Genomic DNA, 24,077 nt, shown 5'->3' on the forward strand with positions numbered 1-24,077 from the left:
ATCTGGCCGAGCGGCAGGGTGGACTCGTCGGCGAAGAGCTCGACCAACCAGCCGCCCGCCGGGTTCCCGCCCCCCGCCGCGACCATCCCCTTGTAGCCGCTGACCACCATCATGGCCTCCTCCGCCGGGTCGTTGCCGGGCGCGCCGGCCCGCAGCGAGAACGCCCCGCCGCGCACCGCCCGCCGGGTGGTCGGGTAGTGGCCGAGGTCGAAGACGGCGTCCGGGGCCTCGATCTGGGCGCGCTGGGTCTGCGCCTTGTTCCCGCTGGGCCCGCTGGTCATCCGGTAGACGGCGTGCTGCGCCGTGCGCATCAGCTGGGAGCCCGGCGGGACGTACGAGACCCACCAGCCGACGGCGTTCAGCAGCCGGGCGGAGGTCTCGGCGACGGTGGTCAGCCGGGCCAGGGTGTCGGCGGGGTGGCTGCTGCGGCGGGTGGAGCCCTGGTCCAGGGCCGCGAGGACGGCCGCGAGCAGCTGGCCCGGGTCCGCGCTGTGCGCCGCTCCCCGGAAGCGGCGGCGGTCGTGGTTGCCCATCCGGCCGGCGCCGGCGCCCGGGCCCGCCTTGCGGCCGTCGGCGCGGTGGTGCGGATCGGCGGCGTCGGCGAGCAGGACCACCGGGTCCGGGGCGAGACCGGGGCCGTGGCTGCGGCCGGCCACCACCGGGTGGGCGGCGCGGGCCGCCTTGGCCCGGTACTGGGCGGCGTCGGCGAGCCGGAAGAGCCGGTCCGGGGTGCTGACCGGGCCGATCGAGTCACCGGTGGAGGCGACCCCGCAGGCCACCCCCTCGCCCTCGGTCAGCTCCAGCGCCTTGGTGCACAGGTCCTCGGCGACGGCCACCACCTCGTCGGCCTTCTGCCCCTCGGCGAGCAGGCAGAACTCGTCGCCGCCGAGCCGGGCGGCCAGGCTGCCGGGGAGCCGCGCGGCGGAGAGCGAGAGCTGGTGGGCGAACCGTTCCAGCAGGCGGTCGCCCATCTCGTGCCCGAGCTGGTCGTTCACCCGCTTGAGGCCGTTGACGTCGCAGACCACCAGGCTGACCACGGTGTTGTCCCGGTTGTGGGCCTTCAGCGCGCTCTCCAACCGGGCGTCGACCGCACGGCGGTTGGCCAGGCCGGTGAGCGCGTCGGTGAAGGCCAGCCGGCGCAGGTCCGCGACCCGCTCGGTCTGGGCCAGGCCGGCCGAGATCTGGGCGGCCAGCAGCGTGGCGTAGTCGGTGTCGGCATCGGTGAAGACCGGCAGGCCGACCGCCCGCGCGAGGTACAGCTCGCCCCAGGCCTGGCCGTGCAGCACGATCGGGGCGACCAGGCAGCACGCCCGGCCCCGACGGCGCAGCCCGGCGGCCCGCTCCTGGCAGAATGCACCGGCGCCGGGGTGGGCGTACGCGCTGTGCGGGGGGTGGTCGTCGGCGGTCTGCACCCAGGCCCGGGGCAGCCGGCCGGTGGTCCACTGCTCCTCCAGGTAGGTGACGATCTCCGGGAAGTCGTGCACCGGGTAGGACTCGTCCTCGGGGAGCTCCTCCTCCCCGGCCGCCAGCTCGCCGTGGTTGACCAGCACCCGCAGCCGGCCCGACTCGCGGTCCCAGACCGAGACGGCGGCCATGGTGGCGGCGAGCGCGTCGGTGGCGCGGACGGCGGCGGCGCGGACGGCCTCCAGCGGGGTGAGCGCGCCGGACATGTCCTGCGCCAGTCCGACCACCGCCCGCAGCCGCAGGTCCGGGGTGGAGGCCGCGGCGGACCCGTCGTCGCTCATCATCGCCTCGCCACTCACGGATCGCCCCATCCCTCGCCGCGGATCCACACCTGGACCAAGCCTATGGCGGTTTGAGAACGCTATGCCCGATTTGTCAAGGTCAACCCGGCAAGATCCGCCGGACGGGGCCGGATGGCTGACGACCGGCCGGCCGGCTTCTCCCCAGCCGTGGGCAGGACCTAGCCGAGGCGGCCGGGCCGGGAGAGCAGCCAGGGCTCGACCAGGCCGAGCCCGCGGACCGGCCGGCGCCACATCGGCTGGAGGTGGAAGCGGTGGTCGCCGTCGCCGTGCGGGCCCTCGTCCGGGTCGCCGTCGGGCGCCGGGGGGGCGACCGCACCGAGCAGTTCCAGCGCGGCGGCCAGCTCGCCGTCGACCAGCACCGCGTCCCGGGGCGCGATCGAGGTGAGCCGGCTGGCCAGGTTGACGGTGGTTCCGAAGACGTCGCCCATCCGGGAGGTGACGGTGCCGAAGGCCATCCCCACCCGCAGCGCGGGCATGGTGTCCTCCTTGGCGAGCGTCTCGACCAGGCTGAGCGCGATCTCGGCGGCGGTGGCGGGGTCCTCGGAGACGTAGAGGATCTCGTCGCCCAGGGTCTTGATGACCCGGCCGCCCTGACCGGCGATCAGGTCGGAGCAGGTGTTCTCGAACGTCTCCACCAGCTCGCCGAGCTCCTCCTCCTCCAGCCGGCGGGAGAGGCGGGTGAAGCCGACCAGGTCGGCGAAGCCCACGGCGAGGCGTCCGCTGGTGATCTCGGTGTCCTCGGCGGCCTGCACCACCCGGCCGGTGACGGCCGCGAGCTGGCGGCGCCAGACGTACACCAGGAACTGCTCCAGCTCCGGCAGCAGCAACTCGACCAGGGGGTACGCGACGTCGGCCCGGGTCATGCCGGGTTCGACGGCCTGGGTGAGGTTCTCCAGGAAGGTGTCCATCTGCCAGCCGGCCAGCCGGGCCGTGGTCTGGCCGGTCGACCGGGCGACCTGGATCGCCATCGGCTCGCTGAGCAGCCCGGACTCGACGAGTCCGGCCAGCCGGCGCAGCGCGATCACGTCGTTGTCGGTGAGCGCCCGGGACTGGCCGATGTCCGGGAAGCCCATCGCCCGCCAGAAGCGGGTGGCCAGCTCCATCGGCACGTCGGCGGCGCGGGCCGCCTGGTACGGGGTGTAACGGCGGGGCGCGTCCAGGATCAGCCGCTCCAGGTCGAGGGCGACCGTCGGGTCGTCGTCGTCCTGCTGGCCGCCACCGCCGCCGCTCGCCTCTGCCACCGATCCGTCCCCGTGCGGTCGCCGCACTTGCCTCATGTCCTGCCTGTCCAAGGGCGCACGACCACCGCGCGGGTAGTGGCGCGCCTCACACCGCTGCCAGGTGGAATGGTCGCACGGAAATGCAGGGCATGTCTCCTGAGCTGTGCCGACGGCCCGGCCGCGGGCCGGGCCGGGGCGCCCATCGGCTCTGGTCAGCCGGTCAGGACGGCTCGGGGCGCACGTGCACCACGTCACCCGCGGCGACGGAGTGGCGCTCGCCGTCGGGCGTGCGCACCACCAGCCGGCCGTCACCGTCCACGGCCACCGCCTCGCCGTGCAGTTCACGCTCGCCCGGCAGCTGCACCAGGACGGGCCGGCCCAGGGTGGTGCAACGTTCGGTGTAGGCCGGCAGCAGGCCGCTGGCGTGCGGGTCGCCGGCCGCGGCCACCCAGGCGGCGTACAGCTCGGCGAGCTCGCGCAGCAGGGCCCGCAGCAGGGTCTGCCGGTCGGTGACGGCGGCGCCGGCCAGGGCCAGCGAGGTGGCCGCGGGCACCGGCAGCTCGGACTCGCGCAGCGAGACGTTGACGCCGAGGCCGACCACCACCGCGCCGTCGGCGAGCTCGGTGAGGATGCCGCCGACCTTGCGTTCGACGCCGTCGACGGTGACCAGCAGGTCGTTCGGCCACTTCAGGCCGGTCTCCACCTCGCCCACCCGGGCGAGGACGGTGGCGGCGGCGACCCCGGTGAGGACGGGCAGCCAGCCGTACCGCTCGACCGGCACCCCGGTGGGCCTGAGCAGCACGGACAGGAAGAGGCCGGACCGGGCGGGCGCCGTCCACCGCCGGTCCAGCCGGCCGCGGCCGGCGGTCTGCTCCTCGGCGATCAGCACGGTGCCCTCGGGTGCCCCCTCCTTTGCCCGGGCGGCCAGGTCGGAGTTGGTGGAACCGGTGTCGGTCACCACGTCGAGGGCGGTCCACAGCCCGCCCGGCAGGACGAGGTCGCGGCGCAGGACGGCGGCGTCCAGCGGGGGGCGGTCGAGGTCGGTCCAGGGGGAGGGTCCGTCGTGGCCGAAGCCACGCAGTCCGCTGCGGCGGGGAGGAGTGGGCTCGGTCACCGGGCCAGCGTACCGACGGAGTGTCAACCTGGCGCCGAGGACGCGGGCCGCGCGTCGGGGGCGGCCCGGGCCCGTCCGGTCCCGTCCGTGGCCGGCCGCCCGGCGTCCACCGACCGGCCTCCGGCCGTAAGCCGCCCCATCATCGCGCAGAACGCCACCGGACACACTGTGTCGCCTGCCATAACCGGATCGGCCCGGCGCTGGCTACGCTACTCAACGGTAGTTCGCAGCGCCGCCCTGCCCGGAACCCACCCCTGCGTCAGGCCGCGGCCCATGGACCAGGGAGAGCCACCGGATGACCGAGGCCCCGTACGACCCGCACACCACCGCCGGCAAGCTGGCGGACCTGCGGCGCAGGCTGGACGAGGCGGTGCACTCAGGCTCCGCCGCGGCCGTCGAGAAGCAGCACGCCAAGGGCAAGCTGACGGCCCGTGAGCGGATCGTCGAGCTGCTGGACGAGGACTCCTTCGTGGAGTTCGACGAGTTCGCGCGGCACCGCTCGACCAACTTCGGGCAGGAGAAGAACCGCCCGTACGGCGACGGCGTGGTGACCGGGTACGGCACCGTCGACGGTCGCCAGGTGGCGGTCTTCGCCCAGGACTTCACGGTCTTCGGCGGCTCGCTGGGCGAGGTCTTCGGCGAGAAGATCGTCAAGGTGATGGACTTCGCGCTGAAGACCGGCTGCCCGATGATCGGCATCAACGACTCCGGCGGCGCCCGGATCCAGGAGGGCGTCGTCTCGCTCGGCCTGTACGGCGAGATCTTCCGCCGCAACGTGCACGCCTCCGGGGTCATCCCGCAGATCTCGCTGATCATGGGCCCCTGCGCGGGCGGCGCGGTGTACTCCCCCGCCGTCACCGACTTCGTGGTGATGGCCGACCAGACCTCCCACATGTTCATCACCGGCCCCGACGTGATCAAGACGGTCACCGGCGAGGACGTCGGCATGGAGGAGCTGGGCGGCGCCCGCACCCACAACACCAAGTCGGGCAACGCCCACTACCTGGCCGCGGACGAGAAGGAGGCCATCGAGTACGTCAAGAACCTGCTGTCGTACCTGCCCTCCAACAACCTCTCCGACCCGCCGGTCGTCCCCGAGCAGGCCGACCTCTCGCTCAGCGACGAGGACCTGGCGCTCGACACCCTGGTGCCCGACTCGGCCAACCAGCCGTACGACATGCACACCGTGATCGAGCACATCGTCGACGACGGCGAGTTCCTGGAGGTCCAGGGGCTGTACGCGGGCAACATCCTGACCGGCTTCGCCCGGGTCGAGGGCCACCCCGTGGGCATCGTCGGCAACCAGCCGATGAACCTGGCCGGCTGCCTGGACATCGCGGCCAGCGAGAAGGCCGCCCGCTTCGTGCGCACCTGCGACGCCTTCAACATCCCGGTGCTGACCTTCGTCGACGTGCCCGGCTTCCTGCCCGGCACCGGCCAGGAGTGGGACGGCATCATCCGGCGCGGCGCCAAGCTGATCTACGCCTACGCCGAGGCCACCGTGCCGCTGATCACCGTGATCACCCGCAAGGCCTTCGGCGGCGCCTACGACGTGATGGGCTCCAAGCACCTGGGCGCAGACCTCAACCTCGCCTGGCCGACGGCGCAGATCGCCGTGATGGGCGCCCAGGGCGCCGTCAACATCCTGCACCGGCGCGAGATCGCCGCCGCGGAGGACGTCGAGGCCAAGCGGGCCGAGCTGCTCGCCTCGTACGAGGACACCCTGCTCAACCCGTACCTGGCCGCCGAGCGCGGCTACGTGGACGCGGTGATCGCCCCCAGCGAGACCCGCCGGCACATCGTGCGCGGGCTGCGCGCCCTGCGCGGCAAGCGCGAGACGCTGCCGCCCAAGAAGCACGGCAACATTCCGCTGTAGGCCCCGAAGGGAGAGGATGGACCCATGCCCCCGATCCATGTGCTGCACGGGCAGCCGACCCCCGAGGAGCTGGCCACCGTCCTGGCGGTGGTCTCAGCCCGGGCCGCCGCCGCGCAGGCCGCCGCCGAGGCGGCCCGCACGGCGGGCGGCCCGGCCTCCCCGTGGAACGACAACGCCCGGCGCCTGCGCCCTGCCCTGCGGCCGGGCGCGCACGCCTGGCGCACCTCCGGGTGGGCCCGCTGACCGGCGCGCCCACCCGCGTACCGCCGCGCCGAAGGGCCCCCGAGCCGGGGTCCTTCGGCCGCTGCGGGCTCAGACGGCCGCGGTGGCCGGCTCCTCGGCCGCCACGGCCGGCGCGTTCCGGCGCCTGAGCACCGGGCCCAGCAGGGAGCCCAGCGCGAAGCTGCCGGGGCCGGCGAAGGCGATCAGCAGGAAGACCCAGGAGTACAGCGCGGCGGTCTCACCGCCGTTCTCGATCGGCCACAGCGCCTGCTCCTGGTGGACGTCGAAGTAGGCGAACGCCATCGAACCGGAGCACAGCAGGGCGGCCGTCCGGGTGCCGAGCCCGACCAGCACCAGGCTGCCCGCGACCAGCTCGATCAGCCCGGCGTAGAAGCCCGGCCAGGCCCAGGTGTCGACCGTGGCCCCGTCACCGACACCGCCCAGCACGCCGAACAGCTTCGCCGCACCGTGGCAGACGAAGAGCAGGCCGACCACGATTCTGAACAGGCCGAGGACGTGCGGCCGGACGGTCTCGACGGCCTCGCGCGGGACGAAGGGCATGGGGGGACTCCTCGCTCGGGGGATGAACCAGGGCACACTTAGGTTTGCCTAAGCTAAGTGGAGCCCGCAATCCTGCGGCCGGGGAATTCACACGTCCGTGACAAAAAGTCACACCGACGGCACACCAGGTGAGGCGCCCCGCCCCGACGTGTACGAAGAACCCCCGCGAACTGAGTACGGGTACTCAGGCGACCCGTCGGGCCGCGGCGCAAGCTGATGATGTGCTCTGGTCAGACCCCGGCGACGAGCCCTCGCCCGAAGCCCGCCGAGTGCAGCGGATGCTGCACCGGGCCGGCCTGCTGCTCGCCGTCGTCACCGTCCTCGCGGCCCTGCTGCTGATGCTCTGACCGGGCGCCCGCGGCGACCCCGCGACCCCCTAGGCTGACCGCATGACCGATCGCCGCACGCTGGTACTCGCCTCCGCCTCCCCCGCCCGCCTCGGGCTGCTGCGCCAGGCGGGCCTCGACCCGCAGGTCGTGGTGAGCGGCGTCGACGAGGACGCCCTGAGCGCCCCGACCCCGGCCGAACTCGCGCTGGTCCTGGCCGAGGCGAAGGCCAAGGCGGTGGCCACCGGCCTGACCGGCGGCGAGCTGGTGATCGGCTGCGACTCCGTGCTGGAGCTGGACGGCCTGGCCCTCGGCAAGCCCGCCGACGCCGCCGAGGCGCTGCAGCGCTGGCAGTCGATGCGCGGCCGCTCGGGCGTGCTGCAGACCGGCCACTGCGTGATCGACACCGCCACCGGCCGGCAGGCCTCGGCCACCGCCTCGACCACCGTGCGCTTCGGCAGCCCCGACGACGCGGAGGTCGCCGCCTACATCGCGAGCGGCGAACCGCTGCACGTGGCGGGGGCGTTCACCCTGGGCGGCCGCTCCGCGCCGTTCGTCGAGGGCATCGACGGCGACCCCGGCAACGTGATCGGCCTGTCGCTGCCGCTGCTGCGGCGCCTGCTCGCGGAGCTGGACGTCCGGATCACCGACCTCTGGGTCTGACCCACCCACCCGGCCGGCCCGCAGGTCAGCCCGCGGTCAGCCCTTCACGCCCGCCGCGGTCAGCCCTTCGGTCGGCCCGCGGGGGGGCGCATAGGTGGCCAGGAAGGCCTGCACGTCGGGCAACGCGCCGTCCCTGAGCACCTGTGCGCCGTGGTTCGCGCCGGGGTAGATCCGGAGCTGCTTGTCGGCCGGGGCCGCCGCCGCGTGCAGGCTCCTCGCGTCGGCGGCGAAGGTGCCGTCGTGCTCCTCGACGGCGAACAGCACGGGCACCGTCAGCCGTTTCACGGCGGTGGCCGCGTTGTCGGCCCCGAAGGACTCCGGGCCGCTCAGCGACACCACCGCGGCCACCGGCAGCGGGCCGGGCAGCGCGGCGGCCACCAGCGAGCCGGTGCCGCCCTTGGACGCGCCGATCAGGACCAGCCCGGTGATCCCCCGGGACTTCAGGTAGCCGGCGGCGGACTCGATGCCGGTCGCGACGTCCCCGTTGGCGGTGAAGGGCAGGACGGCGTAGCCGGCCCCGGTGAAGCCGTCCAGGTAGGGCACCCAGTCGCAGAGGCTGCCGCCGTTCTGGTGCGAGAGCACGATCGCCACCCGGGCGCCGCCGGCGTCGGAGTCCCGGTAGTAGGCGTCCACGCCGCCGACCCCGCTCGGGATGGTCACCGCGCCCTTGGCGCCCTGCTCCTTCGTCAGGCACCCGTAGGTGACCGGCGAGGCTCCGGCCGAGGGCGCGCCCACCGCGCCGCCGGAGCCGCCGGAGCCGCCCGGGGAGCCGCAGCCCGCGAGCAGCAGGACGGCCGCCGCCAGGCCGGCCGCGGACGTGGTGAGGCGCTTCATGGTTCCCCCGTGAATCCGCTGAACCCGTTGAATCCGCTGCCCGCACCCCGGCGGGCCGTGCCGTGCAGGCTAGGGAGCGGGGCGATGGAGCGTCAATGGTCTGGACCATTACGGTTGGGGCACGAGCCGTCCGGAGCACACCCGTCCGGTTTCCCGTTGCGGATACGGACAGAACCGGCCCCGTACATCTGTCGCAGTGACCCACCGACCCGGGGCCGCCCGCGCCGCTAGGCTGGCGCAGCCGTGGACGGGAAGGAGGCGCAGGAATGACGGACAGCGTGCTGAACGTGGTGCTCGGCCTGGTCGCCAGCGCCATCAGCGCCGGCCTCGGCTGGCTCGCGCAGAGCGTGCGGCGCCGGCGCCGGCTCGGCCGGGTGCGGGAGTTCTTCGGGATGCCCGGCGGCACCGAGTGCCTGCTGGTGGTCAATCACCACGCCGCCTCGCAGAGCTCCAAGAGCGTGTCGCGCAACGACGTGTACGCCCTGATGGAGCTGTCCGCGCTGGTCAAGGAGTGCGGCGCGCGGGCCGAGATCGTGGCGCACGACCAGGTCCGGCAGGGGCTCGGCGGCAAGTCGGAGTTCTGCCTCGGCGGCCCGGCCAGCAACGACCGCACCGCGGCCCACCTGGCCTCCTGGCTGCCCGGTGTCGACTTCGCGGTGCAGGACCCGGACGGCCCGTTCGGCGACACCACCATCAAGGTGGGGGACCACGAGTTCGCCTTCGTACACCCGGACGCGGCGCCCGGCGGGCAGACGTACGTCCTGCTGGCCCGGCTGCACCCACAGCCCGGCAGCCGCCCGGTGTTCCTGATAGCCGGCCAGACCGCGACCTCCAACCACGCGGCGGTGCGCCACCTGGTGGCCAACCACCGCGCCCTGGCCCGCCGCCACGGCAAGGACGGCACCTTCGCACTCGTCCTGCGCGTGGTCAACGCCCGGGCGTACGGCCCGGACGTGGTCGAGCTGGCCGCGGACGTCACCGCGGACGCGACCACCCGGACGACCCCGGTGGCCGCCTGACCCACCCTCATGTGGCCAAGACCACATCCGCCACCGCGCGGCTCCAGCCGCCCGCGGGCCATGCTCTACGGGCCCGCGTAACGTCGCCACCAGCGAGGTGTCCCGTTCCGTGAGCAGATGATCACGGAACCGCGTCACGCTCCGCGTGGGCTAGCTCACCACCTGGGGCTACTCGCCGGTACGACCATGCAATCCCTAGACTCAACGAGGTTCAAGAAGGGAGCCACAGTGCGCAAGGTGCTCATCGCCAACCGCGGAGAAATCGCCGTCCGGGTCGCCCGGGCCTGCCGGGACTCCGGTATCGCCAGCGTCGCCGTGTACGCCGAGCCGGACCGGGACGCGCTGCACGTCCGCGCGGCCGACGAGGCCTACGCGCTCGGCGGCGACACCCCGGCCACCAGCTACCTGGACATCGCCAAGGTCCTCAAGGCGGCCGCGGACTCGGGGGCGGACGCCGTCCACCCGGGCTACGGCTTCCTGTCCGAGAACGCCGAGTTCGCCCAGGCCGTCCTCGACGCCGGCCTCACCTGGATCGGCCCGCCGCCGCAGGCCATCCGCGACCTCGGTGACAAGGTCACCGCCCGGCACGTGGCCCAGCGGGCCGGCGCGCCGCTGGTCGCGGGCACCCCGGAGCCGGTCGGCGGCGCCGACGAGGTCGTCGAGTTCGCCCGGGAGCACGGCCTGCCGGTCGCCATCAAGGCGGCCTTCGGCGGTGGCGGCCGCGGCCTGAAGGTCGCCCGCACCCTGGAGGAGATCCCGGAGCTGTTCGAGTCGGCGGTCCGCGAGGCGGTCGCCGCCTTCGGCCGCGGCGAGTGCTTCGTCGAGCAGTACCTGGACAACCCGCGGCACGTCGAGACCCAGTGCCTGGCCGACCAGCACGGCAACGTGGTGATCGTCTCGACCCGTGACTGCTCGCTCCAGCGGCGCCACCAGAAGCTGGTCGAGGAGGCCCCCGCGCCGTTCCTCACCGCCGAGCAGAACGCCGAGCTGTACCGCGCGTCCAAGGCGATCCTGCGCGAGGCCGGCTACGTCGGCGCCGGCACCTGCGAGTTCCTGGTCTCCCAGGACGGGCTGATCTCGTTCCTGGAGGTCAACACCCGCCTGCAGGTCGAGCACCCGGTCTCCGAGGAGGTCACCGGCATCGACCTGGTCCGCGAGATGTTCCGGATCGCGGACGGCGAGGAGCTCGGCTACGACGACCCGGAGATCCGCGGTCACTCGATCGAGTTCCGGATCAACGGCGAGGACCCGGGCCGCAACTTCCTGCCGGCCCCCGGCACCGTGACGCTGTTCGCCCCGCCGACCGGCCCGGGCGTCCGGCTGGACGCAGGCGTGGAGACCGGCTCGGTCATCGGCCCGGCCTGGGACTCGCTGCTGGCCAAGCTGATCGTCACCGGCGCCACCCGCAAGCAGGCGCTGGAGCGTTCCGCCCGCGCCCTGGCGGAGTTCAAGGTGGAGGGCATGGCCACCGCCATCCCGTTCCACCAGGCGGTCGTCACCGACCCGGCGTTCGCGCCCGAGGTGCACGGCAGCGACGAGGCGTTCACGGTCTACACCCGCTGGATCGAGACCGACTTCGCCAACACCATCCCGGCCTTCACCGGCGCGGGCGGGGAGGCCGAGGAGGCGGACCAGCGGGAGACCGTGGTGGTCGAGGTCGGCGGCAAGCGGATCGAGGTCTCGCTGCCCTCCTCGCTGGGCGTCTCCGCCGCTCCGGCGGCGGGCGGTGCCGCGGCGAAGACCAAGCGCCGCGCCGGTGCCAAGAAGGCCGGCTCGGCGGTCAGCGGTGACACCCTGGCCTCGCCGATGCAGGGCACCATCGTCAAGGTCGCCGTGACGGAGGGCCAGACGGTCGCCGAGGGCGAGCTGATCGTCGTCCTGGAGGCGATGAAGATGGAGCAGCCGCTCAACGCGCACAAGGCCGGCACCGTCGTCGGCCTCAAGGCCGAGGTGGGCGCCAGCGTCAGCAGCGGCGCCGCGCTCTGCGAGATCAAGGACTGACCCCCGGTCAGTGCCGTGCACCGGCCCGTGCGCCCCTGTGGGGGTGCGCGGGCCGGTCCGCGTTCCGGGCACCGCCGGGGCGCGGGGTTCTGACAGTCGATGACGAGGTCACGACAGTGACTCGACGGTGTGACGAGTGCGGGGTACTCGTCGGTATTCGGTGATGGGGATTCCGATACCCGGACGTAGCCGCTAGTTTGCCCGGATCGCGTGATTCCGTCCCCACATCCCTCCGGCAGCAGTGGCCGAGGGTCCGGCCTCACGCGGGGAAGGCACTACCTCCTATGAGCGCGGACACCACCCAGCGCACCAGGACCGGCCCCGAGGCCACCGACGGCAACCCCGGCGGCAACCTCCAGGCCGGACTCAAGAACCGCCACCTGTCGATGATCGCCATCGGCGGCGTCATCGGCGCCGGCCTGTTCGTCGGCTCCGGCGCCGGCATCGCCTCGACCGGCCCCGGCATCCTGCTCTCCTACGCCCTGGCCGGCGTGCTGGTCGTCATGGTGATGCGGATGCTCGGCGAGATGGCCGCCGCAGACCCGCAGAGCGGCTCCTTCTCCGCGTACGCGGACCGGGCGCTGGGCCGCTGGGCCGGCTTCTCGATCGGCTGGCTGTACTGGTTCTTCTGGGTCGTCGTGCTGGCCGTGGAGGCCACCGCCGGCGCCAAGATCCTCAACGGCTGGATGCCCGGCGTCCCGCAGTGGGCCTTCGCCCTGCTGGTGATGGCCGTGCTCACCGCGACCAACCTCTTCTCGGTCGCCTCGTACGGCGAGTTCGAGTTCTGGTTCGCCGGCATCAAGGTGGTGGCCATCGCGGCCTTCATCGTGATCGGCACGCTGGCCGTGTTCGGCCTGCTGCCCGGTACGCACGCGGTCGGCACCACCAACCTGGTCGGCCACAACGGCGGCTTCCTGCCGCACGGCGTCGGCGCGGTCTTCACCGGCATGCTGACCGTGGTCTTCGCCTTCATGGGCAGCGAGATCGTCACCCTGGCCGCCGGCGAGTCCGCCGACCCGGAGAAGGCCGTCAGCAAGGCCACCAACAGCGTCATCTGGCGGATCGGGATCTTCTACCTGGGCTCGATCGCCATCGTGGTCACCCTGCTGCCCTGGGACTCGGCCGCCGTCAAGGGCAGCCCGTACGTGGCGGTGCTGGAGCACGTCGGCATCCCCGGCGCGGGCCGGGTGATGGACGTCATCGTCCTGACCGCCGTGCTGTCCTGCCTCAACTCCGGCCTGTACACGGCCTCCCGGATGGCCTTCTCGCTCGGCCGCCGGGGCGACGCGCCCGCCGCGTTCGCCAAGGTCAGCAGCCGGGGCGTGCCGACCACGGCGACCCTGGCGTCGGTGGTCTTCGGCTTCGTCGCGGTGTTCTTCAACTACACCTCGCCGAACACCGTGTTCCAGTTCCTGCTGAACTCCTCGGGCGCGGTCGCGCTGTTCGTCTGGGTCGTGATCTGCCTGTCCCAGCTGCGGATGCGGAAGATCATCGAGCGTGAGTCGCCGGAGCGGCTGACCGTGCGGATGTGGCTCTACCCGTACCTGACCTGGGCCACCATCGGCCTGATCGGCTTCGTGATGGTCTACATGTTCACCACCGAGGACGGCCGCAAGCAGATGTACCTGTCCCTGGTCGCGGCGGCGATCGTGCTGGCCGCCGCGCCGATCGTGCAGCGCCGCCGGGCCGGCCGCGAGCTGGCCGCGGAGGCCGCGAGCGGCTCCTGAGCCGCCGACCGGTGCCCGCCCACCGGTGCCCGCCCCGGGTCGCCCCCGGGCGGGCCCGGGGGCGCGGCGACACCCGGGGTCCTCAGCGGACCCTGGGGCCGCCCAGCTCGGCGAGCCGGGTGGGCAGCTGACCCGGCGGTCCGCTGTGCGCCCCGGGCCGCCGCTGGCCCGGCAGAGGGGCTCCGCCTGGCGGCGGGGCGACCCGGCGCGGCACGGCGGGGCCGGGCAGCGACTGGTGGCGGTCCTGGCCACCGTGGACCGTCGAATCGGCCGGCAGCCCGGTCGGGGCGACCGAGATCCGCACCCCGCAGTCGGCCAGCGCGCTCAGCTCGCAGGCGGTCGCGTCCTCGGCGGCGGACTGCTCGTCCGTCACCAGGTGCGTGATCGCCTCGGTCGGCACCGTCTGGAACATGGTGTCCGAGCCGAGCTTGGTGTGGTCCGCCAGCACGATCACCTCGGCGGCGGCCTGGACCAGGGCGCGGTCGACGCTGGCGGAGAGCATGTTGGTGGTGGACAGGCCGCGCTCGGCGGTCAGGCCGCTGCCGGAGATGAAGGCCTTGGAGACCCGCAGCCCGTGCAGGGACTGCTCGGCCCCACTGCCCACGAGGGCGTAGTTAGAGCCCCGCAGGGTGCCACCGGTCATCACCACCTCCACCCGGTTGGCGTGCGCGAGCGCCTGGGCGACCAGCAGGGAGTTGGTGACCACCGTCAGGCCCGGCACCCGGGCCAGCCGGCGGGCCAGTTCCTGCGTGGTGGTGCCCGCGCCGACCACCACCGCGTCGCCCTCCTCGACCAGGCCCGCGGCCAGGTCGGCGATGGCGCTCTTCTCGGCGGCGGCGAGATGGGTCTTCTGCGGATAGCCGGGCTCCCGGCTGAAGCCGCCGGGGAGCACCGCGCCGCCGTGCCGGCGGTCGAGCAGCCCTTCGGCCTCCAGCGCCCGGACGTCCCGGCGGACGGTGACTTCGGAGGTCTGGACGACGCGGGCCAGTTCCCGGAGCGAGACCGCTCCGTTGGCGCGCACCATCTCAAGGATCAACTGGCGACGTTCTGCTGCAAACACAGAACCGACGGTAACTGAATGACCGTCTGCTTTCAGGCGTTTGCAGCTGGTAACGGGAATTGCTCACGTCGGCCCAGCGCGCGACCGTACAATGTGCGCCGCTGTTCGCCGGCGCACGCGCTCCACCGCGCGGGTGGGACCTGCCGGGAACGGCGGAGGCGGCCACCACCGGCGGCCGCCCCAACTGGACTGCGTGGATCAGGAGTCCGAGTTCTCCCGCTTGCGGATGTGCAGCTGCCGGGCGGCCTCCGCGGTGGATCCGGAGAGCGACGGGTAGACGGTGAACGCGCTGGCCACCTGTTCGACCGTCAAGTTGTTGTCCACCGCGAGCGAGATCGAGTGAATGAGCTCGCTGGCGCGCGGCGAGACCACCACACCGCCCACCACGATGCCGGTGCCCGGGCGGCAGAACAGCTTCACGAAGCCGTCCCGGATGCCCTGCATCTTGGCCCGCGGGTTGCCCCGCAGCGGCAGCTTGACCTCGACGGCGTCCATCTTCCCGCAGGAGACGTCGGCGGCGGTGTAGCCGACCGTCGCGATCTCCGGGTCGGTGAAGACGTTGGAGGCCACCGTCTTGAGGTTCAGCGGCTGCACCGCGTCGCCGAGCGCGTGGTACATCGCGATCCGGCCCTGCATGGCGGCGACCGAGGCGAGCATGAAGACGCCGGTGCAGTCGCCGGCCGCGTACACGCCCGGGGCCGAGGTCCGGGAGACCCGGTCCACCGCGATCTGACCCCAGTCGTTGAGCTTGACCCCCGCCTCCTCCAGGCCCATGTCGGAGGTGTTGGGGATCGAGCCGACCGCCATCAGGCAGTGCGTGCCCGTGATCACCCGGCCGTCCGCCAGCGTCACCTCGACCTGGTCGCCGACGCGCTTGGCGGTCTCCGCACGGGAGCGGCTCATCACGTTCATGCCGCGCCGGCGGAAGACCTCCTCAAGCACCTCGGCGGCGTCCGGGTCCTCACCGGGCAGCACCCGGTCGCGGGAGGAGACCAGGGTGACCCGGGAGCCGAGCGCCTGGTAGGCACCGGCGAACTCGGCGCCGGTGACACCGGAACCGACCACGATCAGCTCCTGCGGCAGCTCCTCCAGGTCGTAGACCTGCGTCCAGCTGAGGATCCGCTCGCCGTCCGGCTGCGCCTCGGGCAGCTCGCGCGGGCGCACCCCGGTGGCGATCAGCACGGCGTCGGCGCGCACGGACTCCGTGCTGCCGTCCTCGCGGTCGACCAGGACCTCGCGGGAGCCGTCCGCCCCCTGGCCGCCGGCGCCCAGCCGGCCGCGGCCGCGCAGCACGGTGACCCCGGCCCGGGTGACGGCCTGGGTGATGTCGTGGGACTGCGCGATCGCCAACCGCTTCACCCGTCGGTTGACCTTGCCGAGGTCCACGCCGACCACCCGGGCCGCGCGCTCCAGCGGCGGGGTGTCGTCGGCGACGATGATGCCGAGCTCCTCGTAGGAGCTGTCGAAGGTGGTCATCACCTCGGCCGTGGCGATCAGCGTCTTGGACGGCACGCAGTCCGTGAGCACCGCCGATCCACCCAGACCGTCGCGGTCGACGACGGTCACCTCCGCGCCGAGCTGGGCGGCCACCAGGGCCGCCTCGTATCCGCCGGGTCCGCCACCGATGATCACGATCCGAGTCACGTGACCCATTCTCCCGCATGCCGGAACCGACGCCACGCCGGGGGCGTTGAATCCACCCCGCGCGCGCCGGATGTGACGGTGGCCACTCCCCGGCCGTGACCCGGGGGCGATCTCCCGTAGGCTGACGACCATGTCGCTCTACGCCGCGTACGCCACCAACCTCGACGCCCGGCAGATGAGCCGGCGCGCCCCGCACTCCCCGCTGCGCGGCACCGGCTGGCTGCCCGGCTGGCGGCTGACCTTCGGCGGTGAGCACCTCGGCTGGGAGGGCTCGCTGGCCACCGTCGTCGAGGACGAGAAGGACCAGGTCTTCGTCTCGCTGTACGACGTGGCGCCGATGGACGAGGAGGGGCTGGACCGCTGGGAGGGCGTCCAGCTGGGCATCTACCGCAAGATCCGGCTCCGGGCGCAGAGCCTGGACGGCGAGGTGCCGGTCTGGACGTACGTGCTGAACGACTACGAGGGCGGCCTGCCCGCCGCGCGCTACCTCGGCCTGATCGCGGACGCCGCGGAGAGCGCCGGAGCGCCGGACGACTACGTGTCGGACCTCCGCCGGCGCCCCTGCTAGGTCCTGCCCGCCCATCCGCGTCGAAGCGGCGCGCGGCCGGAGCGGTCGGACGGGCCCGGCACCGCCCGCCGGCGGCTCGGCCCCGTGGGGCCCGTCCCCCGCGGCGGGTCGGAGGTTGCTCCAGTCGCAGGGGCCGCGATCCGGCCCCGACCTGTCGCTTTAGGTCATCCGGGTAACGATCCGGCAAGCCTTGGCGCGTTTGTCTACGCGCGTAGGCGATTCGCGTCTATTCTCGGTGCTGTGAACGCATCTCCTCAGTCGGTCGTCTCTGCCGACCCCTACGCCGCCGCCCAGGACGCCGCCGAGCGCCTGCGCGAGCTGACCGGTGCCGAGCGCCACGACGTCGCCCTGGTGATGGGCTCCGGCTGGGTGCCGGCCGCCGACGCGCTGGGTGAGACCGTGGCCGAGTTCCCGGTCACCGAGCTCCCCGGCTTCCCCGCCCCTTCGGTCGCCGGCCACGCCGGCAAGATCCGCTCCGTCCGGATCCCGGGCAGCGAGGGCTCGGCCGACAAGCGCGCCCTGATCTTCCTGGGCCGCAACCACTACTACGAGGGCCACGGCGTGGCCACCGTGGTGCACGGCGTCCGCACCGCCGCCGCCGCCGGCTGCGGGATCGTGGTACTGACCAACGGCTGCGGCGGCCTCCGCCAGGGCTGGGTCCCCGGCCAGCCGGTGCTGATCAGCGACCACATCAACCTCACCGCGGACTCGCCGATCGTCGGCGCCAACTTCGTGGACCTCACCGACCTCTACTCGAAGCGGCTGCGCGAGCTGTGCCGCGAGGTCGACCCGAGCCTGGACGAGGCCGTGTACGTGCAGTTCCGCGGCCCGCACTACGAGACCCCGGCCGAGGTCAACATGGCCCGGGTGATCGGCGGCGAGCTGGTCGGCATGTCGACCACCCTGGAGGCCATCGCGGCCCGCGAGGCCGGCGCCGAGGTGCTGGGCATCTCCCTGGTCACCAACCTGGCCGCGGGTATGACGGGCGAGCCGCTGAACCACGCGGAGGTCCTGGAGGCCGGCAAGGCCTCGGCCGAGCGGATGGGCGCGCTGCTGGGGAAGGTCCTTGAGCGGATCTGAGCGTCCGCTGACGCAGAATCAGTAGGCAGGGGCCGTCGAGCCGGTGCCGGATGACAGGTCGAGGTACCTGCCGTCCGGCACCGGCCCGGCGGCCCCCCATTCACATCAACCCCCAGAGGAGCAGGCACCCCATGCCCCAGGCGCCCACCACCGACCTCATGGCCCGAGTCCGGGCCTGGCTCGCCGAGGACCCGGACCCGCAGACCCGCGAGGAGCTCTCCGCGCTGCTGGCCGCCGCCGAGGGCCCCGACGCCGAGTCCGGCGAACGGATCGCGTGGTCGCAGCTCAGCGAGCGGTTCGCCGACCGCCTGCAGTTCGGCACCGCCGGCCTGCGCGGGGAGCTCGGTGCCGGCCCGATGCGGATGAACCGCGCCGTGGTGATCCGGGCCGCCGCCGGCCTGGCCGCCTACGTCCGCAAGGAGCAGCTCGGCGACCTGGTGGTCATCGGCTACGACGCCCGCCACAAGTCGTACGACTTCGCGCTCGACACCGCCGCGGTGATGGTCGGCGCCGGCCTGCGCGCCGCCCTGCTGCCGCGCCCGCTGCCGACCCCCGTGCTGGCCTTCGCCATCCAGCACCTGGGCGCCGCCGCCGGCGTCACCGTCACGGCCAGCCACAACCCGCCGCAGGACAACGGTTACAAGGTCTACCTCGGCGACGGTTCGCAGATCGTGCCGCCCGCCGACCTCGGCATCGCCGCCGAGATCGACGCCATCGGCTCGCTCGCCGAGGTCCCGCGCGCCGAGTCCGGCTGGGAGGTGCTCGGCGAGGACGTGATCGAGGCGTACCTGGCCCGCGCCGTCTCCACCGTCGACCCGAGCAGCCCGCGCGACCTGGACGTGGTCTACACCCCGATGCACGGCGTCGGCCGGGACGTCCTGGTGTCCGCGTTCAAGCTCGCGGGCTTCCCCGCGCCGACCGTGGTCGCCGAACAGGCCGAGCCGGACCCGGACTTCCCCACCGTGGCCTTCCCCAACCCGGAGGAGCCGGGCGCGATGGACCTCGCGTTCCGCACCGCCGCCGAGGTCCGCCCGGACATCGTGATCGCCAACGACCCCGACGCCGACCGCTGCGCGGTGGCCGTGCCCGAGCAGGGCAACGGCGGCTGGCGGATGCTCCGCGGCGACGACGTGGGCGCGCTGCTGGGCTCCGCGCTGGTCGCCAAGCACGCCGAGGGCACCTTCGCCACCACCATCGTCTCCTCCACCCTGCTCGGCAGCATCGCCGCCGCGGCCGGGCTCGACTACACCGAGACGCTGACCGGCTTCAAGTGGATCGCCCGGGCCGACGGCCTGCGCTACGGCTACGAGGAGGCGCTGGGCTACTGCGTCGACCCGGACGGCGTCCGCGACAAGGACGGCATCACCGCCGCCCTGCTGGTCGCCGAGCTGGCCGCGACCCTCAAGCAGAGCGGCCGCACCCTCACCGACCTGCTGGACGACCTGGCGCTGGAGCACGGCCTGCACGCGACCGACCAGCTCTCGGCCCGGGTGGAGGACCTGTCGCTGATCGCCGCCGCGATGCAGCGCCTGCGCGAGCAGCCGCCGACGGTCCTGGCCGGTCTGCTGGTCACCCGGGCCGACGACCTGTCGGCCGGCTCCGCCGACCTGCCGCCCACCGACGGCCTGCGCTACTACCTGGAGGGCGAGGGCGTGCGCTCCGCCCGGATCGTGGTCCGTCCGTCCGGCACCGAGCCCAAGATCAAGTGCTATCTGGAGGTCGTCCTGCCGGTGGCCGACGCCTCCGCGCTCGCCGACACCCGCGAGCGGGCCGCGGCCCTGCTCGACGCGGTCAAGCGCGACCTGGCCGCCGCGGCCGGCATCTGACGGCATCGGACGGCCTCTGACGGCGTCGACGCGCGAGGGCGTTCTCCCGGCTGCCACCTGGTGAACGCCCTCCTGCTGTCCGCCGCCGGGGCGGCCCTGCGGCGGACCGGCGAGCGGGGGTCAGCCGACGGCGATCAGCGTCACCAGGGCGACCAGCCCGGCGAGGGTCGGCGCGATGATCCACCAGCACCAGCGGACGTCGACCGGTCCGGCCGCGTCGGGGCGGGAGGCGTTGCGCTCGGCCAGCTCCTGGAGCGAGTCGACCACCTGGTCGGACCACGCGCGGGTCGGGTCCGGCTCCGCCCCCGTCCGGGCGGCCCGGCCGGCCAGCGGGTTGGCGTTGCGGCCCCCGGTCGTCCGCGGGTTGCCGCCGGAGATCACCGGGTCCCCCGCGGCGGCGGCCCGGGCCGCCTGCCGGTTGGCCCGCTTGCGCTGGCGCAGCGACACCGGCACGGCCCAGACCTGGTACTTCCTGCCGCCGGCGAACAGTTCGACCGAGTAGCCGGCGCGCAGCCCCTCGACGGCGGCCCAGGGGGCCTCGACGGTGCGCAGCGGGTTGCGGACGAGCAGCCGGCGCTCGTTCGCGTAGACCACCGGCCGCAGGGTGTAGGCGATCACCGGGAAGGCGAAGACCGGGGCGGCGGCGAGCGCGATCCACGGGGTCCTGCCGGTGCCACTGATGACGGCGTCACCGATCAGCCAGCCGGCCACGGCGAGCAGCATGACGCCGGAGATGATGCCGGGCACGGAACGGTAGCTCCGGTCGGCGTACTGCGGCTCGGGGGCGGCGGAGCCCGGGTGGGGCGTGCCGTCGGATTCGGTCATGGGGGCGATTCTGCACCATGGGTGCCGTGAATCCCTAGGGTCGCAACCGCCCGGATCTGCGGATTCCGGTGCGGTGCCACGTCCGCTTGCGCTGCGGTGCCGCGTCCGTCGCCGGCCGTTCTCAGGCGGTCCGGCGCCTGAGGGTGGCCGCGCCGAGCCCGAGGGCCAGCAGCGCGGCGCCGGCGATGACCGCGAGGTCGACCAGGACGTCGCCGCCGACCCCGGGAGTCGCGGTGAGCCGGTTCATGGCGTCCACGGCGTAGGAGAGCGGCAACGCGTCGGAGACCCAGCGCAGCACGGTGGCCATCGAGTCGCGGGGCACGAAGAGGCCGCAGAGCAGCAGTTGCGGCAGCAGGACGGCGGGCAGGAACTGGACGGCCTGGAACTCGGTGGCCGCGAAGGCCGAGACCAGCAGCCCGAGGGCCATCCCCAGCAGCCCGTCGCCGAGCGCGACCGCGAAGATCAGCCAGGTAGGGCCGGCCACCCGCACCCCGAGCGGTCCGAGCGCGAGCGCGGAGGCCAGCGCCGCCTGGACGAGGGCGACCGTGCCGAACGCCAGGCCGTAGCCGAGCAGCAGGTCGAGCCGGCCCATCGGCATGGTGAGCAGGCGTTCCAGCGTGCCGGTGGTGCGCTCGCGGAGCATGGCGACCGAGGTGACCAGGAACATCACCAGCAGCGGGAAGATCCCGAGCAGCGCGGGGCCGATCCGGTCGAAGGCGCCCGGCCGGCCGTCGTACATGTACTTCAGCAGGGTCAGCAGCACGCAGGGGACGACCAGCAGCATCGCGATGGTGCGCGGGTCGTGGCGCAGCTGTCCGAGGACCCGTTGGGCGGTGGCGAGGGTGCGCCGGAGGTTCATCGGGGGATCTCCACGGGTGCGGCCTGGACGAGTCGGAGGAAGGCGGCGTCGATGTCGGCCGCACCGGTGGCCCGGAGCAGCTCGGCGGGGGTGTCGTGGGCGAGGAGCCGACCGTCGCGCATCAGCAGCAGGCGGTCGCAGCGGGTGGCCTCGTCCATGACGTGGCTGGAGACCAGCAGGGTGGCGCCGCGGTCGGCGAGGGTGCGGAAGAGCTGCCAGAGGTCCTGCCGCAGCACCGGGTCGAGGCCGACGGTGGGCTCGTCCAGGATCAGCAGTTCGGGGGTGCCGAGCAGGGCGGCGGCCAGCGAGACCCGGGCCTTCTGGCCGCCGGAGAGCCGCGCGGCCAGGTCGTCCTCGTGGCCGCCGAGGCCGACCAGGGCGGTCACCCGGGCCGGGTCCCCGGCGGGGGCGCCGAGCACGGCGGCGAAGTAGCGGAGGTTCTCGGCGACGGTGAGGTCGCCGTAGACCGAGGGCGCCTGGGTGACGTACCCGACGCGGTGGCGCAGCGCGGCGCTGCCGGCCGGGAGGCCGAGCACCCGTACCTCGCCGGCGTCGGTGCGCTGCACCCCGACGACCGAACGCAGCAGGGTGGTCTTCCCGCAGCCGCTCGGGCCGAGCAGCCCGGTGATCGAGCCGCGCGGGACGTCGACGTCGAGGCCGTGCAGGACGGCGCGGCCGCCCCGGCGGACGGTGAGGCCGGTGATCCGGATCGCGGGATCCGCGGGGCCGGCGGGGTCCCCGGGGTTCGTGGCCGCCATGTAATTCATCATGCGATGAGTTTTACGGGACAGGGGACGGCCGTCAAGGGGGCGCGGCACGCTCAGTTCCCGGAGAGGTACCCCTGCACGGTGCGGGCCAGCAGCGGGGCCACCTCGGCGGGCGCGGCCGAGGCCAGCGGCTCCACACCGATCACGTACCGCGCCATGGCCAGCCCGACGATCTGGGACATCATCAGCTCGATCCGCAACTCCGCCTGCGGGATGCCCAGTTCGACGGCCGCGGGGGCCACCACCTCGGTGGCCATGAAGCCCCGCATCAGCAGCGCCACCTGCTCGTTGGTGGCGGCGGTCCGCAGCAGAGCGAGCATCCGGTCCCGGGTCTCGGGCTGTTCCCAGAGCTGGAGGACGAAGCCCGCCACCCGCTCCCCGACCGTGGCCCGGTCCCCCGCCAGCACCTGCCCGACCACCACCCGGGGGTCGATCGGCACCTCCAGCGCGGCCAGGAAGAGCCGGTCCTTGCTCCCGAAGTAGTGGTGCAGCAGCGCGGCGTCCACCCCGGCAGCCCGGGCGATCGCCCGCATGCTCGCCTTCTCGTACCCGCGCGCGGCGAACTCGGCGCGCGCCGCCTCCAGCACCGTACGGCGGGTGTCGGCGCCGCCGGGCCGGCGCCCGGTCTTCTTGCGGGGCGCGGGGGGCTGCGGCTGCTCTGCGGAGGTCACCCGATCATTGTCACCGGACGGGCCACGGCACCCCGCGCCCGCCGGAACGGGCACCGCCCTCGCGGCCCGCGCGGCAGCCACCGCCGCAACACCGGCGACCTGGGCGGAGAGGGCAGGATTCGAACCTGCGAAGGCGGGCGAAACCACCCGACCGGAACCGAAGCCCCGGCCCCCGATCAACCACTCCGGGCACCTCTCCCTGTTCCCGGCCCGGTCTCCCGCGCCGTTCACGAGTACTACGTTGCCAGTCCGCCCTGACGCCGCGCTGATCGCCCGCTGACGCCGCTCCACCGGCCCCGCCGGCCCCCACCGCCCCAGGCCCGCCCCGGCCTGTCGCCGACCCACCGCCGGGCGGCCCCCGGCGGAGCGTCGACATTCAGGACAGATCTCGGTCCCGCATCGAAAGCCACCTCCCCTAGCGCCTGACTACGCGCGTAGATATGCTGGTCTGGTGACTATGTCCACTCTTGCAGCCAACGCCCCCGACGCTGCGGGCAGCGGTCTCGCAGACGTCGCCGCGTCCGAGGCATCGCTCCGCCGCTTCCTGCACGGCCTGCCCGGTGTCGACCAGGTCGGCCTGGAGGCCCGCGCCGCGTCCCTCGGCACCCGTTCGATCAAGACCACGGCCAAGGCCCGCGGCATCGATCTGGCCATCTCGATGATCGACCTGACCACGCTCGAAGGCGCGGACACGGTCGGCAAGGTGCGCTCGCTCTGCATCAAGGGCCGCAACCCCGACCCCACCGACCCGAGCACCCCGCAGGTGGCCGCGATCTGCGTCTACCCGGACATGGTCGCCACCGCCAAGGCCGCCCTGGCCGGCACGCCGATCCAGGTCGCCTCGGTCGCCACCGCCTTCCCGGCGGGCCGCGCCGCGCTGCCCGTGAAGCTGGCCGACACCGCCGACGCGGTCGCCGCCGGCGCCGACGAGATCGACATGGTGATCGACCGGGGTGCCTTCCTCTCCGGCCGCTACCTGGACGTCTTCAACGAGATCGTCGCGGTCAAGGAGGCGTGCAGGCGCGCCGACGGCAGCTACGCCCACCTGAAGGTGATCTTCGAGACCGGCGAGCTCCAGACGTACGACAACGTGCGCCGGGCCTCCTGGCTCGCGATGCTGGCCGGCGCCGACTTCATCAAGACCTCCACCGGCAAGGTCGCCGTCAACGCGACCCCTCCGGTGACCCTGCTGATGCTGGAGGCGGTCCGCGACTTCCGCGCGGCGACCGGCGTCCAGATCGGCGTGAAGCCGGCCGGTGGCATCAAGACCACCAAGGACGCCATGAAGTACCTCGTCATGGTCAACGAGACCCTCGGTGACGACTGGCTGACCCCGCACTGGTTCCGCTTCGGCGCCTCCAGCCTGCTCAACGACCTGCTGATGCAGCGTCAGAAGCTGACCACCGGCCGGTACTCCGGTCCCGACTACGTGACGGTGGACTGACCCT

Annotated in this window: 21 protein-coding genes, 1 tRNA gene and 1 pseudogene; 11 read left to right on the top strand and 12 right to left on the bottom strand. The window is 73.5% G+C overall.

Features of this window, described 5'->3' with window-relative positions; translation table 11 throughout:
• Nucleotides 1-527: 527 nt before the first annotated feature.
• From ACIOFR_RS06050 to ACIOFR_RS06060, 3 genes and pseudogenes are all read right to left on the bottom strand, one after another.
• Nucleotides 528-1,745: pseudogene (locus tag ACIOFR_RS06050) on the bottom strand (diguanylate cyclase domain-containing protein); the annotation flags it as partial.
• 179 nt (nucleotides 1,746-1,924) lie between these two features.
• Nucleotides 1,925-3,043, bottom strand: a complete 1,119-nt coding sequence (locus ACIOFR_RS06055; RefSeq protein WP_400992851.1) for an adenylate/guanylate cyclase domain-containing protein — start codon at nucleotides 3,041-3,043, stop codon at nucleotides 1,925-1,927.
• 163 nt (nucleotides 3,044-3,206) lie between these two features.
• Nucleotides 3,207-4,100 carry a biotin--[acetyl-CoA-carboxylase] ligase gene (locus ACIOFR_RS06060; RefSeq protein WP_400992852.1) on the bottom strand — a complete coding sequence of 298 codons (894 nt, stop codon included), beginning with the start codon at nucleotides 4,098-4,100 and terminating at the stop codon, nucleotides 3,207-3,209.
• Nucleotides 4,101-4,395: 295 nt separating this feature from the next.
• On the opposite strand from ACIOFR_RS06060, the gene ACIOFR_RS06065 reads away from it, so the two are divergent.
• Nucleotides 4,396-5,976, top strand: a complete 1,581-nt coding sequence (locus ACIOFR_RS06065; protein WP_400992853.1) for an acyl-CoA carboxylase subunit beta — start codon at nucleotides 4,396-4,398, stop codon at nucleotides 5,974-5,976.
• A 24-nt stretch (nucleotides 5,977-6,000) separates the two neighbouring features.
• Nucleotides 6,001-6,219: an acyl-CoA carboxylase subunit epsilon gene (locus ACIOFR_RS06070; RefSeq protein WP_400992854.1), complete on the top strand. Its 219-nt coding sequence runs from the start codon at nucleotides 6,001-6,003 to the stop codon at nucleotides 6,217-6,219.
• A gap of 69 nt (nucleotides 6,220-6,288) precedes the next feature.
• Here ACIOFR_RS06070 and ACIOFR_RS06075 read toward each other — a convergent pair whose 3' ends face one another.
• On the bottom strand, nucleotides 6,289-6,759 hold the full coding sequence (locus ACIOFR_RS06075; RefSeq protein ID WP_400992855.1) for a DoxX family protein: 471 nt from the start codon (nucleotides 6,757-6,759) through the stop codon (nucleotides 6,289-6,291).
• A 221-nt stretch (nucleotides 6,760-6,980) separates the two neighbouring features.
• Here ACIOFR_RS06075 and mmpB point away from each other — a divergent pair, with 221 nt between their 5' ends.
• Nucleotides 6,981-7,106 carry a morphogenic membrane protein MmpB gene (gene mmpB / locus ACIOFR_RS06080; protein ID WP_371497414.1) on the top strand — a complete coding sequence of 42 codons (126 nt, stop codon included), beginning with the start codon at nucleotides 6,981-6,983 and terminating at the stop codon, nucleotides 7,104-7,106.
• Nucleotides 7,107-7,148: 42 nt separating this feature from the next.
• Complete coding sequence (locus ACIOFR_RS06085; RefSeq protein WP_400992857.1) at nucleotides 7,149-7,748, top strand: nucleoside triphosphate pyrophosphatase; 600 nt, start codon at nucleotides 7,149-7,151, stop codon at nucleotides 7,746-7,748.
• A gap of 36 nt (nucleotides 7,749-7,784) precedes the next feature.
• Here the strand turns inward: ACIOFR_RS06085 and ACIOFR_RS06090 are convergent, their stop codons facing one another.
• A complete protein-coding gene (locus ACIOFR_RS06090) occupies nucleotides 7,785-8,582 on the bottom strand; it encodes an alpha/beta hydrolase (protein ID WP_400992858.1) in 798 nt (265 codons plus the stop codon).
• Nucleotides 8,583-8,848: 266 nt separating this feature from the next.
• Here ACIOFR_RS06090 and ACIOFR_RS06095 point away from each other — a divergent pair, with 266 nt between their 5' ends.
• From ACIOFR_RS06095 to ACIOFR_RS06105, 3 genes are all read left to right on the top strand, one after another.
• Nucleotides 8,849-9,601: a hypothetical protein gene (locus ACIOFR_RS06095; protein WP_400992860.1), complete on the top strand. Its 753-nt coding sequence runs from the start codon at nucleotides 8,849-8,851 to the stop codon at nucleotides 9,599-9,601.
• A gap of 228 nt (nucleotides 9,602-9,829) precedes the next feature.
• Nucleotides 9,830-11,602 (top strand): acetyl/propionyl/methylcrotonyl-CoA carboxylase subunit alpha, encoded by a 1,773-nt coding sequence (locus tag ACIOFR_RS06100; protein ID WP_400992861.1) that lies wholly within the window; start codon nucleotides 9,830-9,832, stop codon nucleotides 11,600-11,602.
• A gap of 284 nt (nucleotides 11,603-11,886) precedes the next feature.
• The gene (locus ACIOFR_RS06105; RefSeq protein WP_400992862.1) at nucleotides 11,887-13,329 is read left to right on the top strand and encodes an amino acid permease; all 1,443 of its coding nucleotides are present in this window, start codon (nucleotides 11,887-11,889) and stop codon (nucleotides 13,327-13,329) included.
• Nucleotides 13,330-13,411: 82 nt separating this feature from the next.
• On the opposite strand, the gene ACIOFR_RS06110 is transcribed toward ACIOFR_RS06105, so the two are convergent.
• Both ACIOFR_RS06110 and ACIOFR_RS06115 read right to left on the bottom strand, forming a co-directional pair.
• Nucleotides 13,412-14,353, bottom strand: coding sequence for a DeoR/GlpR family DNA-binding transcription regulator (locus ACIOFR_RS06110; RefSeq protein ID WP_400993253.1), 942 nt, complete (start codon nucleotides 14,351-14,353; stop codon nucleotides 13,412-13,414).
• A gap of 234 nt (nucleotides 14,354-14,587) precedes the next feature.
• Nucleotides 14,588-16,042: an NAD(P)H-quinone dehydrogenase gene (locus ACIOFR_RS06115; protein ID WP_400992863.1), complete on the bottom strand. Its 1,455-nt coding sequence runs from the start codon at nucleotides 16,040-16,042 to the stop codon at nucleotides 14,588-14,590.
• Between the two features lie 121 nt (nucleotides 16,043-16,163).
• On the opposite strand from ACIOFR_RS06115, the gene ACIOFR_RS06120 reads away from it, so the two are divergent.
• The 3 genes from ACIOFR_RS06120 (at nucleotide 16,164) to ACIOFR_RS06130 (ending at nucleotide 19,507) form a co-directional block, all read left to right on the top strand.
• On the top strand, nucleotides 16,164-16,601 hold the full coding sequence (locus ACIOFR_RS06120; protein WP_400992864.1) for a gamma-glutamylcyclotransferase: 438 nt from the start codon (nucleotides 16,164-16,166) through the stop codon (nucleotides 16,599-16,601).
• A 240-nt stretch (nucleotides 16,602-16,841) separates the two neighbouring features.
• Nucleotides 16,842-17,681, top strand: coding sequence for a purine-nucleoside phosphorylase (locus ACIOFR_RS06125; protein ID WP_400992865.1), 840 nt, complete (start codon nucleotides 16,842-16,844; stop codon nucleotides 17,679-17,681).
• A gap of 131 nt (nucleotides 17,682-17,812) precedes the next feature.
• The gene (locus ACIOFR_RS06130; RefSeq protein WP_400992867.1) at nucleotides 17,813-19,507 is read left to right on the top strand and encodes a phospho-sugar mutase; all 1,695 of its coding nucleotides are present in this window, start codon (nucleotides 17,813-17,815) and stop codon (nucleotides 19,505-19,507) included.
• A 120-nt stretch (nucleotides 19,508-19,627) separates the two neighbouring features.
• Here the strand turns inward: ACIOFR_RS06130 and ACIOFR_RS06135 are convergent, their stop codons facing one another.
• The 5 genes from ACIOFR_RS06135 to ACIOFR_RS06155 form a co-directional block, all read right to left on the bottom strand.
• Complete coding sequence (locus ACIOFR_RS06135) at nucleotides 19,628-20,332, bottom strand: PH domain-containing protein (RefSeq protein ID WP_400992868.1); 705 nt, start codon at nucleotides 20,330-20,332, stop codon at nucleotides 19,628-19,630.
• 121 nt (nucleotides 20,333-20,453) lie between these two features.
• The gene (locus ACIOFR_RS06140; protein WP_400992869.1) at nucleotides 20,454-21,191 is read right to left on the bottom strand and encodes an ABC transporter permease; all 738 of its coding nucleotides are present in this window, start codon (nucleotides 21,189-21,191) and stop codon (nucleotides 20,454-20,456) included.
• Nucleotides 21,188-21,961 carry an ABC transporter ATP-binding protein gene (locus ACIOFR_RS06145; protein ID WP_400992870.1) on the bottom strand — a complete coding sequence of 258 codons (774 nt, stop codon included), beginning with the start codon at nucleotides 21,959-21,961 and terminating at the stop codon, nucleotides 21,188-21,190. The genes ACIOFR_RS06140 and ACIOFR_RS06145 overlap by 4 nt, the downstream gene beginning before the upstream one ends.
• 50 nt (nucleotides 21,962-22,011) lie before the next feature.
• Nucleotides 22,012-22,629 carry a TetR family transcriptional regulator gene (locus ACIOFR_RS06150; protein WP_400992872.1) on the bottom strand — a complete coding sequence of 206 codons (618 nt, stop codon included), beginning with the start codon at nucleotides 22,627-22,629 and terminating at the stop codon, nucleotides 22,012-22,014.
• A gap of 104 nt (nucleotides 22,630-22,733) precedes the next feature.
• A tRNA-Arg gene (locus ACIOFR_RS06155) sits at nucleotides 22,734-22,828 on the bottom strand.
• A 258-nt stretch (nucleotides 22,829-23,086) separates the two neighbouring features.
• On the opposite strand from ACIOFR_RS06155, the gene deoC reads away from it, so the two are divergent.
• The gene (gene deoC, locus ACIOFR_RS06160) at nucleotides 23,087-24,073 is read left to right on the top strand and encodes a deoxyribose-phosphate aldolase (protein WP_400993255.1); all 987 of its coding nucleotides are present in this window, start codon (nucleotides 23,087-23,089) and stop codon (nucleotides 24,071-24,073) included.
• Nucleotides 24,074-24,077 lie beyond the last annotated feature (4 nt).

It is taken from the genome of Kitasatospora sp. NPDC088346 (genome assembly GCF_044740765.1).
Classification (GTDB): domain Bacteria; phylum Actinomycetota; class Actinomycetes; order Streptomycetales; family Streptomycetaceae; genus Kitasatospora.

Coding starts and splice junctions, on each gene's coding strand:
- ACIOFR_RS06055 (WP_400992851.1), bottom strand. CDS start 3,043: ATGAGGCAAGTGCGGCGACCGCACGGGGACGGATCGGTGGCAGAGGCG.
- ACIOFR_RS06065 (WP_400992853.1), top strand. CDS start 4,396: ATGACCGAGGCCCCGTACGACCCGCACACCACCGCCGGCAAGCTGGCG.
- ACIOFR_RS06070 (WP_400992854.1), top strand. CDS start 6,001: ATGCCCCCGATCCATGTGCTGCACGGGCAGCCGACCCCCGAGGAGCTG.
- ACIOFR_RS06075 (WP_400992855.1), bottom strand. CDS start 6,759: ATGCCCTTCGTCCCGCGCGAGGCCGTCGAGACCGTCCGGCCGCACGTC.
- ACIOFR_RS06085 (WP_400992857.1), top strand. CDS start 7,149: ATGACCGATCGCCGCACGCTGGTACTCGCCTCCGCCTCCCCCGCCCGC.
- ACIOFR_RS06090 (WP_400992858.1), bottom strand. CDS start 8,582: ATGAAGCGCCTCACCACGTCCGCGGCCGGCCTGGCGGCGGCCGTCCTG.
- ACIOFR_RS06095 (WP_400992860.1), top strand. CDS start 8,849: ATGACGGACAGCGTGCTGAACGTGGTGCTCGGCCTGGTCGCCAGCGCC.
- ACIOFR_RS06105 (WP_400992862.1), top strand. CDS start 11,887: ATGAGCGCGGACACCACCCAGCGCACCAGGACCGGCCCCGAGGCCACC.
- ACIOFR_RS06110 (WP_400993253.1), bottom strand. CDS start 14,353: ATGGTGCGCGCCAACGGAGCGGTCTCGCTCCGGGAACTGGCCCGCGTC.
- ACIOFR_RS06115 (WP_400992863.1), bottom strand. CDS start 16,042: ATGGGTCACGTGACTCGGATCGTGATCATCGGTGGCGGACCCGGCGGA.
- ACIOFR_RS06120 (WP_400992864.1), top strand. CDS start 16,164: ATGTCGCTCTACGCCGCGTACGCCACCAACCTCGACGCCCGGCAGATG.
- ACIOFR_RS06130 (WP_400992867.1), top strand. CDS start 17,813: ATGCCCCAGGCGCCCACCACCGACCTCATGGCCCGAGTCCGGGCCTGG.
- ACIOFR_RS06135 (WP_400992868.1), bottom strand. CDS start 20,332: ATGACCGAATCCGACGGCACGCCCCACCCGGGCTCCGCCGCCCCCGAG.
- ACIOFR_RS06140 (WP_400992869.1), bottom strand. CDS start 21,191: ATGAACCTCCGGCGCACCCTCGCCACCGCCCAACGGGTCCTCGGACAG.
- ACIOFR_RS06145 (WP_400992870.1), bottom strand. CDS start 21,961: ATGATGAATTACATGGCGGCCACGAACCCCGGGGACCCCGCCGGCCCC.
- deoC (WP_400993255.1), top strand. CDS start 23,087: ATGTCCACTCTTGCAGCCAACGCCCCCGACGCTGCGGGCAGCGGTCTC.